The sequence below is a fragment of the Stenotrophomonas sp. 3(2025) genome, assembly GCF_052665395.1.
Genome location: NZ_JBQOIF010000009.1, coordinates 139,917 through 157,120 on the forward strand (window position 1 = coordinate 139,917; position 17,204 = coordinate 157,120).

Genomic DNA, 17,204 nt, shown 5'->3' on the forward strand with positions numbered 1-17,204 from the left:
TCAGGACTGCGGAGGCGTGGCGGTATTTTCCGCCCGGTCACCGCTGCGGAAGCTGACGTAGGCTTCGCCACGCAGCTCCTGCAGGAAGCGGTTGTACTCGTCTTCCAGCTTGCGGCGACCGATGGTCTCGCGGACCTGGGCGCGCTGGTTGTCACTGCCGACGTCGGTCTGGCGGGTGCCCACGCGCTGCACGATGTGCCAGCCCGCATCGGTGCGGAACGGCTGGCTTACGCCGCCGTCCTGGATGCCTGCCACCTGCTGGCCGAAGGCCGGGCCGAACGCGTCGGCCGGGAACCAGCCCAGATCGCCGCCCTGGCCCTTGCTGTTGGTGTCCTCGGACGATTCCTTGGCCACCTGCTGGAAGTCGGCACCGCCGGCAATACGCGCACGCAGGGTATCGATCTTGGCCTTGGCCGCCGCGTCGGACTGGGCATCGTCCACGCGCACCAGGATATGGCGGCCGTGGTACTCGGTGACCGTGTGGGTGCCTGCCGCCGCGCTGGCGTCACGCACTTCCACCAGTTTCAGCAGCTGGAAGCCACTCGGGCCACGGATCGGGCCGACCACTTCGCCGGGCTTCATCTGCTGCATCGTCTGTGCGAACGCGGCCGGGATTTCATCCAGGGTGCGCCAGCCGAGGTCGCCGCCTTCCAGTGCATTGGGGCTGTCGGAATAGCGCACGGCCGCCGCGTTGAAGTCCAGTTCGCCCTTGTCCAGCAGGGCTTTCACGCCATCAGCCTTCTTCTGGCCGGTGGCGATCTGCTCGGCGCTGGCACCGTCGGGCAGGGCGACCAGGATGTGTGCGAGGTGGAACTGGTTGCCGGCATCGGCCTGCTGCTTCAGGGCAGCATCGACCTCGCCTTCGCTGACGCTGATGCGGCTCTGCGCGAAGCTCTGGCGCAGGCGCTGCACGGTGATCTCGTCACGCACCGAGGCGCGGAAATCGTTGAAATCGATACCGTCACTGGCCAGGCGCTGGCGCAGGGCATCCAGGGTCGAGCCATTCTGCTGGGCGATGGCATTCATCGCCTGGGTCAGTTCCTGGTCGCTGACACGGATGCCGCTGCCCTGGGCACGGGCCACCTGCAGCTTGACCAGCACCAGGCGCTCGAGCACCTGGCGGCTGAGCACGTCATCGGGCGGCAGCTGGGCCTCGCGGCCGGCGTACTGCGCCTTGATGTTGGCGATCGCACGCTGGAGCTCGCTCTGCAGGATCACGTCCTCATCGACGACAGCAGCGATGCGGTCCAACGGCTGGGCCTCCTGCGCAAGTACCTGCAGGGGGGCGGACACGCTGGACACCGCCAGAAGCGATGCGAGGAGAACGGGGAAGCTCTTGGTCATGGGATCTGATTCGGATCGTAGTCATCGCGGGTCGCTCCGGTGTTGCTGGGCGGCACGAGATAGAGGTCGTCGCGGTTGTAGCCGAGGATAGCACGGCGCAAAGTGCGGTCCGTGTCCTGGCCGAGGGAGCTCAAGCCCTTGAGCACGAACTCGAGCTGGATGGAGTTGTTCATTTCGCCTTCGCGGTTGCGTACGTAGCGGCGGGCCACGGCGCGCACGGCCAGGCAGCAGCTGTCCCACTGTACGCCACCGATGATCTCCAGCGGTTCCTTGTCCTGCAGCGAGTAGTAATAGCGACCAACCAGGCTCCAGCGCTCGTTCAGCGGGTACAGGAACGACAGGTCGGCCTGTTCCAGCAGGGTGCGGTCATGCTTGTTGGCGGTGGCCGGGGCGCCGGAATTGATGCGGTAACGGTAGGTCAGGTTGACCACGCCGTCGTTGGACATCAGGTAGCGGGCACGCACGCTGGCCAGATCCTCGCGCTTGTACTTGGGATCCCACTGATAGGTGGCACCCAGGGTCCAGCGGTCGTTGATCATGTAGTTGCCGTCGGCGATCCACGCCGACTTGCCCTTTTCCACCGGCGCGCCACCGGGGACCACGCTCACCCGCGACTCGTCGAAGTACTGGATCTGGCCGATGGAGGCCGAGAAGCGTTCCTTGCCGGTGGTCTGGTCGATGAAGCGGGTGCTCAGGGCCACGGTCAGCTGGTTGGCGTCGTTCTGGCGATCGGCGCCGGTATAGCGCGAATCGCGGAACAGCTGGCCCCAGCTGAAGGTGAAGTCGCGGGTATCGAAGATCGGCAGCTCGTCCTGGTCGCGGTAGGGCGTGCGCAGGTAGAACAGGCGCGGCTCCAGGGTCTGCAGGAACGACTTGCCACCGATCTTCGTCTCGCGATCGAAGAACAGGCCGGCATCGAGACTGGCGATCGGCAGGCTGCGGCTGGGCGAGGTGTTGCCGCGCAGCTGCTCGGGGGTGGCGGTGGCCGGGTCGATGCCCTGCGAGCGCAGGATCTGAGCCTGGATGCCGTTCACGCCGTCGACCAGACCGCGGTCCAACTGGTAACCGGTATAGCGGTAAGCCAGCGTGGGCGTGACATACCAGGCCGCGCCGCTGATCGGGAACGACACGTACGGTTTCAGGTCCAGTCGCGAGCCGCCGCTGACGCCGATGCCCTGGGTCTGCCGGCTGCCGTTGCGGGTGTACTGCAGGTCTTCACCGGCGCTGGCGTCGTACTTGAAGTTGACGTCGTCGTGGGTGAAGCGCACGGCCTCGGCGTAGACACCGGTCTCCAGCCACGGCAGCAGCGGCTTGTCCCAGTTGAAGTACAGGCGCGGCTGGCGGTTGTAGGCCAGCGCGCGCTCGTCGAGCGTGTAGTCGGTCAGCTGCCAGCGGTCGGCCATGATGCCGGCCGTCCAGTTCTTGCCGGTGCCGTACAGGCCGATGGTGCTCTGCAGGTTCGACGCGGTGACCCCCACCAGGCGGTTGGCGAAGTCTTCCACGTAGCGCTCGTCGCTGACCCAGGCCAGGTTGGCGCGGGCCTGCCAGTGGTCGTCGAGGTTGTGGTAGCCGCCGAACATCACCCGGCCGCGGTCGCGGTCGCGCAGTTTGTCGTTGGGCATGAACGCGGTCAGCAGTTCGCCGCGGCCGCCGTTGTAGAGGTAGCGGAACTCGTTGTCGAGCATCAGGCCGCGTTGGCTCATGTAACGCGGGGTCAACGTGTCGTCGTAGTTCGGCGCCAGGTTGAAGTAGATTGGCTGTGCGTAATCGAAACCGTTGCGGCCGGACATGCCCAGCTGCGGGAACAGCAGGCCGGTCTTGCGCCGGTCATCGATCGGGAACTTGAAGTAGGGCGCCCACAGCACCGGCACCTTGCCGATCCGCAGCACCGCGTTGCGGGCGGTGCCGAAGCCTTCGTCGTTGTCGACTTCGATTTCCGGGGCGGTCAGTTTCCACACCGGCTGCGACGGGTCGCAGGTGGTGTAGGTGGAGCGGTGCATCTGCCCGACCGCGCCCTGCAGGTCGACCGATTCGGCTTCACCGTTGCCGCGGCGGGACACCAGCTGGTACTGGATGTCGGTGATCTTGTGGGTGTCGCTTTCCTGGTTGCCCTCGGCGCGCTTGGCGACCATCCGGATCGAGGCATCCTGGTAGCGCACGTTGCCGTCGGCGACATAGTTGCCGCTTTCGGTATCGAAGCTGAGCTTGTCGGTGCCTACGAACTGGTCGCCCCGGCGCAGCGCCACGTTGCCCTGGTACTGCGGCACGGTGGTGGTGCCCAGCAGCTGGTCACCCTCGATGTCGGTGGGCTGCTGTTCGCGCGCAGCGGTGGCGGCAGCCTTGTCCTGGCCGGGCACCGGGGTCGGCGCGTCGGTGAACGCAGGGATCACGTCGGTGGCCGGGCAAAGGCCCCAGTTGAGCGGCTTGTCATCAGCCCATGCCGGAAGGCAGACGGCGATGCTCAGGGGCAGGGGAAGCAGGCGGAGGGCTCGGCGCACGCGGTTCGGATTCGGGCGAAAACGGACGGTAGCTTGCCCCATCCCTTGCATAGGGGCAATGAAGGCCTCCCCGGACTGCCGGTTCGGGTTCATCCAGGCCCACCGCCGGAAGGCGTCGCCATCAGTGCCTGCAGGTGGGCCACGCTGCACTCGGCCAGGGCCTGCAGGTCGTATCCTCCCTCCAGCATCGACACGACCCGGCCAGCGGCATGGCGGCGCGCCAGCGCGTGCAGTTCGCGGGTGATCCAGGCGAAATCGTCGGTCTCCAGCATCAGGTCGGCCTGCGGGTCGCGCAGGTGCGCGTCGAAGCCTGCCGAGATCAGCAGCAGCTGGGGGCGGAAGTCGTCGATCGCCGGCAGCATCTCGTCGGCCCAGACGTTGCGGAAGCGGAAGCCGCCACTGCCGGGCGGCAGCAGGATGTTCATCAGGTTGCCGGCACCGCGGTCACGGCGCAGGCCGGACTCGGGGAACAGCCCGGCCTGGTGGGTGCTGTAGTAGGACACACGCGCGTCGTGCTGGAAGATGTCCTGGGTGCCGTTGCCGTGGTGTACGTCGAAGTCGACCACCGCGATCCGTTCCAGGCCGTGCCGGTCGCGGGCGTGGGCAGCGGCGATGGCGATGTTGTTGAGCAGGCAGAAGCCCATCGCGGTGCTGCTGGTGGCATGGTGGCCCGGCGGGCGCACCGCGCAGAAAGCCAGCGGATCCTCACCCAGCATCACCGCATCGACGGCTGCCACGCCTGCGCCGGCGGCGTGCACCGCGGCGCTGGCCGAGCCCGGCGAGGTCCAGGTGTCCATGTCCAGCTGGCGCAGCGGTGCGGTCTGCGGTTGCAGCACCAGGTCGAGCAGCGCGCTGTCGTGGACCCGGGTCAGGTCACCGAACTTGGCCGGCGGCGCTTCGCGCCAGTCCAGCTGCCCGGGGAAGGCCTGGTGCAGCGCGTCGAGCACCACCTGCAGGCGTTGCGGGCATTCAGGATGGCCGGGGCCCGGGTCGTGCAGCAGGCAGGCGGGATGGGTGAAGACCAGCATGATGCTCAGCGCTGGCGATGCTGTGGCTGCCACAGCGCTTCGCCGTGGCCATCGGCTCGTGCCAGCACCCGGGCCAGCACGAACAGCAGGTCTGACAGCCGGTTGAGGTACTGCAGCGCCTCGCTGCGAACCGGTTCCACGCGGGCCAGGGCGACCGTGTCGCGCTCGGCGCGGCGGACGACGGTGCGCGCGAGGTGGCAGCGCGCGGCGGCCTCGCCACCGGCCGGCAGGATGAACTCCTTCAGCATCGGCAGGTCGGCGTTGTAGTGGTCCAGCTGCTGTTCCAGCGCCGACACATCAGCGGCGTGGATGGCGGCATGGCCGGGAATGCACAGTTCGGCGCCCAGATCGAACAGCTGGTGCTGCAGGTGCACCACCAGTGCGCGGACGTCCTCCGGCAGCGGCACGGCCAACAACAGGCCGAGCGTGGCGTTGGCTTCATCGACGGTGCCATAGGACGCAACACGCAGGTCATCCTTGCCGACCCGGCTGCCGTCACCCAGGCCGGTGCTGCCGTCGTCGCCGGTGCGGGTGTAGATGCGCGAGAGGCGATGACCCATGGCGTGGCTCAGTGGTGGATGTCGCGGCGGGCCTGCAGGAGCTTGAGCACCTGCTCCACGGCCAGCTGCAGTGCGGCGGCCAGGGCCACGTAGATCGCGGTGGTGCGCAGGTAGGGGCCGAACCACTGGGCGTAGTTCTGTGCCCAGCCGGCCACGGTCGGCTCGGCCACGTTCTGGCTGGTCCAGTAGAAACCGCCCTGCGCCAGCAGATGGCACAGCGCCACCGACGCCACCAGCAGCAAGGCACCCTTGCCCAGCACCGACCAGTGCGCGCTGCGGTAGTTGCGGCCCAGCAGCATGCCGCCGGCCCACATCGCGAAGTAGGCCGGCAACAGCAGCCAGTAGCCCGGCGACACGCAGTAGTGTTGCCAGAAATCGAGGCCGCTGCTGCGGATCACGATCCAGTCGACCAGCACCGCGAACACCATCAGCAGCGGGAACGCCCAGCGGGTCCAGCGGGCGAGGTAGAAGCCGCCGATGAAGAACACCGCCCAGGAGGCATCCGGGATTGCCGCGAAGTGATTGACGCGCGTCGCCGCCAGCAACAGCACGAGCACTGACAGGACGAAGGCGCGGGGGGCGGAGTCGGACATGGCGGCGGGCCGGAGCGGATTCAGGTTTCATTCTAGCCCGGCGCGGCGCTTGGCGCAGGCGGGGCGGCGTGGGGCATGCCGGCGCGGCGAGCGCGTATCATGCGCCCATGAGTGAACGACATGACGTGCTGATCGTCGGTGGCGGTCTGGTGGGTGCCAGCCTGGCCATCGCCCTGGACCGCCTGGGCCGCGACGTGGGCCTGCTCGAAGCCAGCCCGGCCGGGGAACTGCCGGCGGTGTTCGACCAGCGCAACCTCAGTTTTGCCGCAGCCACGATCAACGCGCTGACCGCGCTGGGGGTCATGCAGAAGCTGACGATGGCCCCGGGCCCCATCCGCCGCATCCATGTCAGCCGCGCCGGCGATTTCGGCCGTGTGCAGCTCGATGCCGCAGCGTACGACCGGCCCTGGTTCGGCCAGGTGGTGGTGGCGCGTGATTTCGGCCAGGCGCTGGAAAGCCGGCTGCAGGAGTTGTCGCGACTGCGCCGCTACCGGCCGATGCGTTTCCTTGGCCTGGGCGAAGTGATTGACGGCTACCGCCAGGTGCGGGTGGCCGATGACAGTGGCGAGCGGGTGCTGCTGGCGCGGCTGGTGGTCGGTGCCGACGGCACCAGCAGCGGCGTGCGCGATGCGTTGGGCATCGACGTTGATCGCCACGACTTCCAGCAGACGCTGTTCGTGGCCCGCGTGCGCAGCCAGCGCGCGCCCGATGGCACCGCCTGGGAGCGTTTCACCGATACCGGCCCGACGGCGTTGCTGCCCCGTGGCGACCGTCATTTCGGCACCGTGCACGGCGTCGCCCGTCACCAGGCCGAGGCGGTGATGGCGCTGGACGACACCGCCTGGCTGCAGCGCCTGCAGCAGGCCATCGGCTGGCGTGCCGGCCGCCTGCTCGACTCCGGCCCGCGCAGTGCCTATCCGCTGATCCAGGTGCTGGCGCGCGCGCTGGTGGGGGAGCGCACGGTGCTGCTGGGCAACGCCGCGCAGACCATCCACCCGCTGGGTGCGCAGGGTTTCAACCTCGGCCTGCGTGATGCATTGACGTTGGCCGAGCTGCTGGAAGTGGAGGGCGATGCCGGCAGCGATGCACTGCTGCGATCCTACGTGGACCGCCGCGAAGAAGATCGACGGCAGACGGTGGCGTTCTCCGGCGGCCTTGCCCGGCTGACCAGCAATCCGGCGCCGCTGCTGCGCCCCCTGCGCAGCCTGGGCCTGATGGCCGCACAGCGCGCCTCGGTGCAGTCGATGCTGGTTGGTGGTGCGATGGGCTTCCGTGGCGATGTGCCGCGCCTGTGCCGTGGAGAAGCCGCATGAACCGGCGCGCACGCCTGGACGTGGCCATCGTCGGCGGCGGTGTGGTCGGCGCCGCCTGTGCGCTGGCGCTGGCCGATGCCGGCCTTGCCGTAACGCTGGTGGAAGGGCGTGAACCGGCACCATGGCAGGCCGCACAGCCGGATCTGCGGGTGTTCGCCTTCGCCGCCGACAACGTGCAGTTGCTTGAGCGTCTCGGTGTGTGGCCGACGATCGTGCAGGCACGCGCCTGGGCATACCGGCGCATGCGGGTGTGGGACGCGGCCGGTGGCGACGACCTGCTGTTCGACGCCGATCGCTTCGGCCGTCGCGAGCTGGGTTTCATCGTCGAGAACGGCTTGCTGCAGGATCGCCTGTGGGCGGCGCTGCCGGCAGCTGGCGTGGAGCTGCATTGCCCGGCGCGCGTGGAAGCGCTTGAACAGGACGAGCACGCTGTGCGCCTGCGCCTGGATGATGGTCGTCGTATCGAAGCCGCACTGGCGGTGGCTGCCGATGGCGCTGAATCGACCCTGCGCGGACTGGCCGGGATCGAGGTCGAGCGCCACGATTACCAGCAGCGCGGTGTAGTCGCCTATGTGGACAGCGAGCTGCCCAACCAGGCCACGGCCTGGCAGCGCTTCCTGCCGACCGGTCCGCTGGCGCTGCTGCCGGTGGCCGAGCGCCGCAGTTCCATCGTCTGGACGTTGCCTGACGACGAGGCCGCACGCGTACTGGCCCTGGACGAAGACGCATTCAATCGTGAACTGACCCGCGCTTTCGCCGCGCGTCTGGGTGAGCTGAGGCTGGCCTCGCCGCGCGCGGCGTTCCCGCTGCGCCGGCAGCTGGCCCGCCACTACGTGGCCGGTCGCGTGCTGGCGCTGGGCGATGCCGCCCACGTGGTGCATCCGCTGGCCGGGCAGGGCGTCAACCTTGGTCTGCGCGATGTCGCCGCCCTGCAGCACTGGCTGGCGCCATCGGCCGAACGGCGTGGGCAACCCCGGTTGTCGCCGCAGCGCGTGCAGCGCTGGGCGCGTGAGCGTCGCAGCGACAACCAGATCGCCGCCTACAGCTTCGACGCGATCAACCGGCTGTTCTCCAACGACGAGATGCACCTGACCCTGGCGCGTGGCCGCGCGCTGGGCTGCGCAGGCAAGTGGCCGCCGCTGGTGCAGGCCTTCTGGAAGCGCGCCGCAGGGGTGTGACCGACGGCGCCGCGCGGTCATCCGCCGGTAGCGCCGGGCCATGCCCGGCGAGCGCGCAGCGCGGTTCACCGATCCCACCGGGTATGGCCCGGCGCTACCGGAATCGGGTCAATCGATCAGCCAGCCGGCAAGGTCAGCGCGGTCCAGCTTGCTGCGGCGCTTGCTGTCCAAGGCGTTGAACTCATCGGAAAGCGCCGGATTGGCCAGTGCTTCGTCACGGCTGATGAAACCATCAGCGTTCACGTCCAGCTCGGCGAAATGGATGCGGTACTGGCCGACCACGCTGGCCGGCGCCAGCGAACGCACCGTTACCGGGGTTTCGCCCAGCGGTACCACGATGTCGACGCTGCCGGTCACGCGCCCGGCCGACAGTGACTGCTGGCGGACCACGCCACTGTCATCGCGCAGCGGAGCGCTCTGTGCCGGTTGCGGGCGCGCCGGCTGTGCCAGTGCCGGCGATGCCAGCACCGCGGTACACAGCAGCAGGGATATGCGCAGGGTGTTCATCAGCGCAGCGGCGACGCCAGCACCGTGATTTCCTCACGGTCGTGGTACAGCTGCTTGGCACGTACCACCAGCGGCTTGCCGGCTTGCTCCTGGAACAGGTCCAGGCACAGGCGCGTCTCGTCCCAGCGCTTCTTCATCGGCAGCTTCAGGTTGAAGATCGCGTGCCTGCACCAGCCCTCGCGGAACCAGGTGGCCATGCGTTCGGCGACGCGACGCGGCTGCTCGACCATATCGCAGACCATCCAGTCCAGCGGCTGCTCCGGATGCCAATGGAAACCATCGGCGCGCAGGTGTTCGACCAGGCCGGTGTCCAGCACGTGCTGGCGCAGCGGGCCGTTGTCGATGCTCAGCACATGCATGTGCTGGCGGGTCAGTACCCACGTCCAGCCGCCGGGTGCCGCGCCCAGATCGGCCGCGCGCATGCCCGGGCGAACCAGCGCTTCGCGCTCTTCCGGGGCAAGCAGGGTCAGCAGTGCCTCGTCCAGCTTCAATGCCGAGCGCGAGGGTGCGTCGGGCAGCAGCTTCAAGCGGGGAATGCCCAACGCCCAGGGTGCGCTGTCGTCCGGGTTGGCCACGCAGATGAAGGCGTGGGTGCCATCGACAAACACCACGTGCAGGCGCGGCAGGCGTGCGTTGGGTTTGTCGCTGAGTTTGCCGGCCTTGCGCAGCGCCGGGCGCAGGGCATTGCCGAAGGCACGCGCGAGCCCGGACAGCGGTTTGCCGGCGTCCGAATCGGGATGCTCCACCCACAGATCACCGAAACGCGGCGCATCGGCCAGCACGTCCAGCATCGGCGTGATGCGGTCGGCCGGGTCCAGCTGCGGCAGCTCGGCCAGCACCACCAGCTTCTGGCGGGCGAAGATCAGCTCGCGCCACGGCAGTTGCGGTGCAAGCGCCGCGGCTTCGTCGCACATGAAGAGCACGTAGCCATCATTGCGCTGGGTACGGGCGTAACCGGCAAAACCGGCGGCGCCTGCGCGGAACTGCAGTTCGCCGGCCAGCTCGGGCTCGAAGCCCTGCCGGCACAGGCACAGCAGGCCGATGCCGGCCTCAGTAACGGGCGCCATCGCTTTCCCCATAGGCACGCAGCACGCTGCGCGCCGCATCGCGGTTCAAGCCCTGCACCACGTCGATGCCGCGCTTGTTGAGCTCGCCCACCCAGTCGGCTGGCAGCGGGCCTTCATCGAACGGGGTCAGTTCTTCCACGTCGGTCGAACTGGCGCCGATCAGCAGGCGGTCGATGCCGGCCCACACGGTGGCGCCGTAGCACTGGCAGCACGGCTGCGAGCTGGTGGCCAGGGTGATCGGCGACAGCACCGCGTTCAGGCGCGGGGTCTGCAGGCGCTGCTGGGCGAGCATGTAGGCCATGTTTTCGGCGTGCGCCAGCGAGGTCGAGTGCGGCATCACCCGGTTCACGCCGGCAGCGATCACCTTGTCATCCGGCCCGAACACCACGGCGCCGAACGGGCCGCCACTGGCGTGGTCTACGTTCAGCCGCGACAGCTCGATCGCCAGCGCGACCTTGGCCTCGTCGCCCGGATATCGACGATCCAGGTCGATCTGGTCGTGGATCCAGGCGGGAAGGGTCAGGTGGACTTGCGCGTACAGCATCGCGGGGGTGCCTCGTTGGGAGTTAAAGGAACAGGTGCAACAGATGTCGGCGCGCAGTGTAGCGGCAGTGGCATGTACCGGGCGTGCGCGCTGGATTCAGGCCGCTGAGGGTGAGCCGGTGCGGATCACCACGTACTGCTTGCGGAACTCCAGCCCCGCCTGCGGCCAGCGCGCGGCATAGGCGCGCAGCAGCGGCAGGGCAGGGGCGAAGTCATGGCCGTTGACCCGGCAGTCGGCTTCGCACTGGCCCTGCTCGTCGCGCGACGCGAACAGGCGGATGGCCAGGAAGTGATTGGCCTTCAGCAGGTCGTCGAAGGCGTCGATGCTCCTGGTGAACAGGCAGCAGGGGCAGGAGCCGTGGTCGTCTTCGCTGCATGCAGCAGCGTCGTCCAGTTCGCGGGCGCGGTAATGGGCCAGCGGTCCCAGCACCACGGTGCGCTCGTGTTCCCGGCCGTCTTCGTTGGTCGGGTAGGTCAGGCCCATCATCGGCAGATCCGGTGCGTCTTCAGCGCCGATGGCGGCCTGCAGGGTCGCCAGATCCACCCGCACCCAGGTCTCGAAGCCGGACAGCAGGGATTCCTGTTCGGTTGCGCCATTGGCGTGCTGGTATTCGAACAGGCCATCGGCGAACAAGCCCGCGTGACGGGTCTCGATGACGGTGGAGGTCTGCCAGCCGCCGTTGTCGCGTTCGTTGCTGGCGACACCGTGCGGTGTCAGGTGCAGGCCACTGTCGAGCAGCAGTCCGTCGTCCTCGACGGTGCAGGCGATGTCACGGCCCAGCAGGACCTGTTGCAGCAGCGGCAGAAGTGCACTCGGGGCAGCGGACATGGCAGGGCCTGATGGGTAGGAAAGAACGGACGATGATGGCGGTATCCGCTGCACAGCGGCAGTGCGTGCCACGTGCGCAGCACGGCCGGGCCGCGTCCGCTGGTCGGCGATGCGGCTTAACGGGATGGGGCATTCGCCGGGATGACGCGGGCGCCTGTGCGGCGCCCGCGCAGGTGCTCAGGCCGACCAGGTGTCGCGCAGGGTCACGCTGCGGTTGAACACCGGCTTGGCTGCGGTGTGGTCGCGGCGGTCGGCAACGAAGTAGCCGGTGCGCTCGAACTGGAACGACTGTTCCGGCGCCGCGGTGGCAGCTGCCGGCTCGACATAGCCGATGACGGTGCGACGTGATTCCGGATTGAGGTAATCGCGGTAGGTCTTGCCTTCCGATTCATCGTCCGGGTTCGGCACCGAGAACAGGCGGTCATACAGGCGGATCTCGGCCGGCACGCCGTGCACCGCGCTGACCCAGTGGATGGTGCCCTTGACCTTGCGGTTGGCGCCTTCCATGCCCGGGCGCGACTCCGGATCCAGCCAGCCGCGCAGTTCGGTGATGGTGCCGTCGGCATCCTTGATCACTTCATCGCAGCGGATGATGCCGGCGCCGCGCAGGCGCACTTCGCCACCGGGAACCAGGCGCTTCCAGCCCTTCGGCGGCACTTCGGCAAAGTCCTCGCGGTCGATCCACACTTCACGTGCGAACGGCACTTCGCGGGTACCGAAGCTTTCGTCCTTCGGGTGGTTGCTGAAGGTCAGCTGCTCTTCGTGGCCGTCGGCCAGGTTGGTCAGCACCAGCTTGACCGGGTCGACCACGGCCATGCGGCGCGGCGCGGCGCTGTCCAGGTCTTCGCGCAGCGCGCCTTCCAGCACGCTGAAATCGATCAGCGAATTCTGCTTGCTGATGCCCACGCGCTCGGCGAACAGGCGCATTGCCGCCGGCGTGTAGCCGCGGCGACGCAGGCCCTGCAGGGTCGGCATGCGCGGGTCTTCCCAGCCGTCCACCAGCTGCTCGGTGACCAGGGCCATCAGCTTGCGCTTGCTCATCACCGTGTAGTTGATGTTCAAGCGCGAGAACTCGATCTGGCGCGGCTTGGCCGCTTCGCGCGGCAGGCCGGCGTCGACCAGCGGCTGGGTCAGCGCGTCATCGTGGGCGAAGTCGACGTTGTCCACGCACCAGTCGTACAGCGGGCGGTGGTCTTCGAACTCCAGCGTGCACAGCGAGTGGGTGATGCCTTCGATCGAATCGCCCAGTGCATGGGCGAAGTCGTACATCGGGTAGATCGGCCAGGCGTTGCCGGTGTTCTGGTGTTCGACGTGCTTGATGCGGTACAGGGCCGGATCACGCAGGTTGATGTTGCCGCTGGCCATGTCGATCTTGGCGCGCACGGTGCGCGCGCCATCGGGGAATTCACCGGCGCGCATGCGGCGGAACAGGTCCAGGTTTTCCTCGACGCTGCGGTCGCGCCACGGCGAGGGCCGGCCCGGTTCGGTCAGGGTGCCGCGGTAGGCGCGCACTTCCTCGGCCGACAGGTCACAGACGTAGGCCTTGCCGTCGGCGATCAGCTTCTCGGCGGCCAGGTAATAGGCGTCGAAGTAATCCGACGCATGGCGCAGCTCGTTCCACTCAAAGCCCAGCCAGCGCACGTCGTCCTGGATCGCGGCCACGTACTCGGGGTCTTCCTTGGCCGGGTTGGTGTCGTCGAAACGCAGGTTGCAGACGCCGCCGAACTCGCCGGCGACGCCGAAGTTCAGGCAGATCGACTTGGCGTGACCGATGTGCAGGTAGCCGTTCGGCTCGGGCGGGAAGCGGGTCTTGATCGCCTGGTGCTTACCGCTGGCCAGGTCCTCGCGCACGATCTGGCGGATGAAATCGCGCTTCTCGTGGCTGTCGGCGGGGGTCTCGGGGCTGGCGGGGGTGTGCTCTGACATGAGTCGGCGAAAGAAAGGCAGAAAGATTGCCAGTCTACCGCTTACCGGGAAGGGCTGCCCGGCGAGCGCAGCGGCACCATTCAGCCCCCGGGCGTATGCTGGAATCCTGTCCCACGGAGCTGCCGCATGCACATCGTGTACAAGGCCGACAATCTGTTCGACGCCCACCTGGTCAAGCACGCGCTGGAAGACGCCGGCATCCCGGCGTTCGTGTTCGGCGAGTCGCTGCTGGGCGGCATGGGCGAGCTGCCGCTGTTCGGCGTGCTGCGGGTCGGTATCCCCGACGCCGCGCGGCCACAGGCCGAAGACATCGTGGCGGCGCTGGACTTGGGCCACGCCGCGGACGCCCCCATTTCAGACGCCGACGACATTGCCGGGCTTCCGGCGTAGGAGCGCATCATGTTGGGAATCGGACAGGGCATCCTCGGCATCGGGGCCTTCAAGCAGCGCCTGCCGCGCCCGGAAGAGGCTTTGCCGGGCCGCGACCAGCCACTGCCGCTGCACAGCAACCAGCACTTCGTGAACAGCCATCCGCTGAAGGACCGTTTCGCCGGCCTGCAGCAGATCCGCTTCGCGCTGGGCTGCTTCTGGGGTGCCGAGCGCAAGTTCTGGAGCGAGCCGGGGGTGTACAGCACCTCGGTGGGCTATGCCGGTGGAATCACCCCGAACCCCACCTATGAAGAGGTCTGCTCGGGCCTGACCGGCCACACCGAAGTGGTGCAGGTGGTGTTCGACCCGGCGGTTGTCAGCCTGGAGCGGCTGCTGCAGCTGTTCTGGGAAAGCCATGACCCGACCCAGGGCATGCGCCAGGGCAACGACACCGGCACCCAGTACCGTTCGGCGATCCACGCCACCGACGAGGCCCAGTACGCCGCGGCGCTGGCCAGTGGCGAGGCCTACCAGGCGCAGCTGGCTGCAGCGGGTTATGGCCCGATCACCACCGAGATCGTGTATCCGGCACCTGCGTACTACTACGCCGAGGACTATCACCAGCAGTACCTGGCCAAGAACCCGAACGGCTACTGCGGCATTGGCGGTACCGGCGTGAGCTGCCCGATCGGGTTGGATGTGGAGGTGCCGCGCTGACGCGCGGTGGTCCGCCTGCGGCGGGCAGAAGCCAAAGCCAAAGCCAAAGCGGCTCTGGGTTTCTGTGGGTTGGGCGGGGCGGTGTGGGTTGGCAGGACACGCCGTGAACCCCCCTCCGGGGTCCGGCCCAGCCGCTGGCGGCTGTGCGTTCGGGCGCTTGCGAAGCAGTGCTTCGCAAGCAAAGCGCCCTCACCCCTGGGGGCTCGATGGCGCCTTGCTCGTGTGCGCTGTCCTGCGCACACGGCAAGACCGGGGTTGGGCGTCCTGCCCAACCCGCCCGAGGCATGCCTCGGGCCCATGCGGCTCACGCCCCTGCACAGCCCATCTGCCCGGCCGCGGGCAAATTCGGGTGGCACCCACCGATTGAAGGATGAAGAGCAGGAGCAGGTCGTTTCGCTTCTGGTAGGGGCCGACCTTGGTCGGTACTCATCGCGCAGGTCACGGATCGATCAGGTTGCGACAACAAAAAAGGCCCGGCAATGCCGGGCCTTTTCGTTCCTGCTCGCCAGAGGGCTTACAGGTTCGCTTCGGTGGTCTGGATCAAGAACTTCTTGCGCATCGCCTCGATGTAGGCCTTGGCAGCGGCCATGCCGTCGATCTGGCTCAGCTGGTCCTTCAGCTGCTTCTGCTGCTCGGCGGTCACTTCCTTGATGTCGCCCGGGTTGACCTTGTTCACCGCGAAGACCAGCGCATGGCCGTTGACGTCGACCTTGCCGTAGCTCGGCTTGCCTTCGGCAGGCAGCGGCGCACTGAAGATCGCACGGTTGATCTCCGGGGTCGGCACCGGCTGGCTGCGCGGCAGACCCGGCATCGGGCTCAGCTGCAGCTTCTCGCTGGCAGCCAGCGACTGCAGGGTCGCGCCTGCCTTCAGCTTGGCCAGCAGGGCATCGGCGGCCTTGTCACCGGCCTGGCGCTGACGGTCGGCACGGATCGCGGCGATCACCTGCTCACGCGCCTTGTCCAGCGGCAGCGCCTGCTCCGGGGTATGCGCGGCAACACGGATCACCACGCTGTGGTTGCTGCTGCCACCCAGGGCGATCGGATCGCTGGCGGTACCGTCCTGCACCAGGACGTCGGAGAAGGCGGCACGCAGCACGGCCGGATCAGCGGCAATACCGGTGGCGGTCGTGCGCGTGATCGGGCCCAGCGTCTGCATCGACAGGCCGACCGCCTTGGCGGCTGCAGCCAGGTCGCTCGGGCTCTTGTTGATGGCATCGACCAGGCGGCCTGCCAGATCGTTGAAGCCGCGCTCGCCATCGGCCTTCAGCTGCTCGGCAGCCAAGGTGTCGCGTACTTCTTCAAACGACTTGCCCTCGCCGCCACGAACCGCAGCTACCTTGATGATGTGGTAGCCGAAGTCGGTCTTGACCGGGCCGATCACCTCACCCGCCTTGGCACCAAACAGTGCGTCTTCGAACGGCTTGACCATCGCACCCCGTTCCACCCAGCCCAGGTCACCGCCCTGTGCCTTGGAGCCGGGATCTTCCGAGTTCGCCTTGGCCAGCGCGGCAAAGTCGGCGCCTGCCGCCTTGGCTTCGACAGCCAGCTTGGCGGCCTTGGCTTCCGCACCGTCGCCGGTGATCAGGATGTGCGCCGCCTGGCGCTGTTCCGGCGTGGTGAACTTGGCCTTCTCGTCTTCATAGCGCTTGCGCAGCGTCGCTTCGTCAGCTGCGGTCGGCGCCGGCAGGTTGGCACCATTGAGCTCGACATATTCCAGCGACACCGATTCGGCCTGGCGGAAATCCTTGCCATGGCTGTCGTACCACTGCTTGATCTGCGCGTCGGTCACCGGCGCGGTATCCACCGGAACTTCCGGCAGTGCGGCCAGTTCCACATCGCGGGTTTCGCCCAGCAGCTTCAACAGACGCTCGGTCTCGGCCTGGGTGACAAAGCCGGAATTCTGCAGGCCCGACGGGATCACCGACTGCTGCAGGCTCTCACGCACCAGTTCCTGGAACTGGGTCGGCGTGCGCGGCGGATTGCCACCGGCCAGGGCCAGACGGTAATTGCTTTCACTGAACTTGCCGTCGGCGCCCAGGAAGCCCGGGATGGTGGTGATGTATTCACGTACAGCGCCGTCGCCAATCACGACACCGGCCTGCTCACCAACCAGGCGCACGACCTGCTCGTCGATCAACTGGTCGAGCACGGCCAGCTTGTTCTCGGTGCTTTCGAACGCGCGCGGGTCGAAGTTCTCGCCCTGCTGCTGGCGTTCGCGCATGCGTTCCTGCTCGAAACGGGTGCGGAAGTCCTGTGCACTGATCTCATGGTGCTGCCACATCATGCGCACCGGCCACCAGGACGGTGCCGAGCGCCACCAGGTCGGCGGTGCCGAAACCTTGGCGACGTTCTGTGCGCCGACGCCACCGAGGTAGCTGTTGTCGATCACGAACAGGAACGGAATCATCAGCAGCCCCAGGATCACGGTGACGATCCAGCCTGAGGTCTTGTCGCGGAGTTTCTGCAGCATGGTGAGGAATCACAAGGCTTGATTGGCGAGCCCGGCAGTGTAACCCGCTTCGCGGCGTGGACCAAAAGCAGTGGCAGCAGGGCCTGGCGCCATCCCGCCCAGGCGATCTACAGGTTCGCGCGCATCGAATGATGGAAACGGCACAAAGAAAAAGCCCCCGACTTGCGTCGAGGGCTCTTAGAGTTGGCGGAGCGGACGGGACTCGAACCCGCGACCTCCGGCGTGACAGGCCAGCATTCTAACCAGCTGAACTACCGCTCCG

At 67.7% G+C, this 17,204-nt stretch carries 15 protein-coding genes and 1 tRNA gene; 4 read left to right on the forward strand and 12 right to left on the reverse strand.

The window, feature by feature from the left end; genetic code table 11:
* The 5 genes from ACUXVE_RS09455 to ACUXVE_RS09475 all read right to left on the reverse strand — a co-directional run bounded on the left by ACUXVE_RS09455 (nucleotide 1) and on the right by ACUXVE_RS09475 (nucleotide 6,023).
* Nucleotides 1–1,344, reverse strand: a complete 1,344-nt coding sequence (locus ACUXVE_RS09455; RefSeq protein ID WP_032974943.1) for a peptidylprolyl isomerase — start codon at nucleotides 1,342–1,344, stop codon at nucleotides 1–3.
* Nucleotides 1,341–3,842: an LPS-assembly protein LptD gene (lptD, locus tag ACUXVE_RS09460; RefSeq protein ID WP_258954320.1), complete on the reverse strand. Its 2,502-nt coding sequence runs from the start codon at nucleotides 3,840–3,842 to the stop codon at nucleotides 1,341–1,343. The genes ACUXVE_RS09455 and lptD overlap by 4 nt, the downstream gene beginning before the upstream one ends.
* 89 nt (nucleotides 3,843–3,931) lie before the next feature.
* A complete protein-coding gene (locus ACUXVE_RS09465) occupies nucleotides 3,932–4,870 on the reverse strand; it encodes a histone deacetylase family protein (RefSeq protein ID WP_445514300.1) in 939 nt (312 codons plus the stop codon).
* A 5-nt stretch (nucleotides 4,871–4,875) separates the two neighbouring features.
* Nucleotides 4,876–5,430, reverse strand: coding sequence for a cob(I)yrinic acid a,c-diamide adenosyltransferase (locus tag ACUXVE_RS09470; protein ID WP_025877925.1), 555 nt, complete (start codon nucleotides 5,428–5,430; stop codon nucleotides 4,876–4,878).
* An 8-nt stretch (nucleotides 5,431–5,438) separates the two neighbouring features.
* On the reverse strand, nucleotides 5,439–6,023 hold the full coding sequence (locus tag ACUXVE_RS09475) for a hypothetical protein (RefSeq protein ID WP_140226242.1): 585 nt from the start codon (nucleotides 6,021–6,023) through the stop codon (nucleotides 5,439–5,441).
* Nucleotides 6,024–6,130: 107 nt separating this feature from the next.
* Here ACUXVE_RS09475 and ubiH point away from each other — a divergent pair, with 107 nt between their 5' ends.
* Both ubiH and ACUXVE_RS09485 read left to right on the forward strand, forming a co-directional pair.
* The gene (ubiH, locus tag ACUXVE_RS09480) at nucleotides 6,131–7,336 is read left to right on the forward strand and encodes a 2-octaprenyl-6-methoxyphenyl hydroxylase (RefSeq protein ID WP_222390658.1); all 1,206 of its coding nucleotides are present in this window, start codon (nucleotides 6,131–6,133) and stop codon (nucleotides 7,334–7,336) included.
* Nucleotides 7,333–8,514, forward strand: a complete 1,182-nt coding sequence (locus ACUXVE_RS09485; protein ID WP_445514298.1) for a UbiH/UbiF family hydroxylase — start codon at nucleotides 7,333–7,335, stop codon at nucleotides 8,512–8,514. The genes ubiH and ACUXVE_RS09485 overlap by 4 nt, the downstream gene beginning before the upstream one ends.
* Nucleotides 8,515–8,622: 108 nt before the next feature.
* Here ACUXVE_RS09485 and ACUXVE_RS09490 read toward each other — a convergent pair whose 3' ends face one another.
* The 5 genes from ACUXVE_RS09490 to ACUXVE_RS09510 all read right to left on the reverse strand — a co-directional run bounded on the left by ACUXVE_RS09490 (nucleotide 8,623) and on the right by ACUXVE_RS09510 (nucleotide 13,386).
* Complete coding sequence (locus tag ACUXVE_RS09490) at nucleotides 8,623–9,021, reverse strand: EF-hand domain-containing protein (RefSeq protein ID WP_222390653.1); 399 nt, start codon at nucleotides 9,019–9,021, stop codon at nucleotides 8,623–8,625.
* Entirely contained in the window at nucleotides 9,021–10,088 is a 1,068-nt protein-coding gene (rlmM, locus tag ACUXVE_RS09495; RefSeq protein WP_093819004.1) for a 23S rRNA (cytidine(2498)-2'-O)-methyltransferase RlmM, read from the reverse strand. The genes ACUXVE_RS09490 and rlmM overlap by 1 nt, the downstream gene beginning before the upstream one ends.
* Complete coding sequence (locus ACUXVE_RS09500; protein ID WP_222390643.1) at nucleotides 10,072–10,632, reverse strand: nucleoside deaminase; 561 nt, start codon at nucleotides 10,630–10,632, stop codon at nucleotides 10,072–10,074. The genes rlmM and ACUXVE_RS09500 overlap by 17 nt, the downstream gene beginning before the upstream one ends.
* Before the next feature lie 96 nt (nucleotides 10,633–10,728).
* Entirely contained in the window at nucleotides 10,729–11,460 is a 732-nt protein-coding gene (locus tag ACUXVE_RS09505; RefSeq protein WP_445514299.1) for a DUF6348 family protein, read from the reverse strand.
* Nucleotides 11,461–11,637: 177 nt separating this feature from the next.
* On the reverse strand, nucleotides 11,638–13,386 hold the full coding sequence (locus ACUXVE_RS09510) for a glutamine--tRNA ligase/YqeY domain fusion protein (RefSeq protein ID WP_025877940.1): 1,749 nt from the start codon (nucleotides 13,384–13,386) through the stop codon (nucleotides 11,638–11,640).
* Nucleotides 13,387–13,512: 126 nt separating this feature from the next.
* Here ACUXVE_RS09510 and ACUXVE_RS09515 point away from each other — a divergent pair, with 126 nt between their 5' ends.
* Nucleotides 13,513–13,776, forward strand: coding sequence for a putative signal transducing protein (locus ACUXVE_RS09515; protein WP_093818957.1), 264 nt, complete (start codon nucleotides 13,513–13,515; stop codon nucleotides 13,774–13,776).
* Nucleotides 13,777–13,806: 30 nt separating this feature from the next.
* Entirely contained in the window at nucleotides 13,807–14,472 is a 666-nt protein-coding gene (gene msrA, locus ACUXVE_RS09520; protein ID WP_177177029.1) for a peptide-methionine (S)-S-oxide reductase MsrA, read from the forward strand.
* Nucleotides 14,473–14,986: 514 nt separating this feature from the next.
* Here the strand turns inward: msrA and ACUXVE_RS09525 are convergent.
* Nucleotides 14,987–16,942 carry a peptidyl-prolyl cis-trans isomerase gene (locus tag ACUXVE_RS09525; RefSeq protein ID WP_222390548.1) on the reverse strand — a complete coding sequence of 652 codons (1,956 nt, stop codon included), beginning with the start codon at nucleotides 16,940–16,942 and terminating at the stop codon, nucleotides 14,987–14,989.
* Nucleotides 16,943–17,126: 184 nt separating this feature from the next.
* A tRNA-Asp gene (locus ACUXVE_RS09530) sits at nucleotides 17,127–17,203 on the reverse strand.
* Between the last annotated feature and the right edge of the window lies 1 nt (nucleotide 17,204).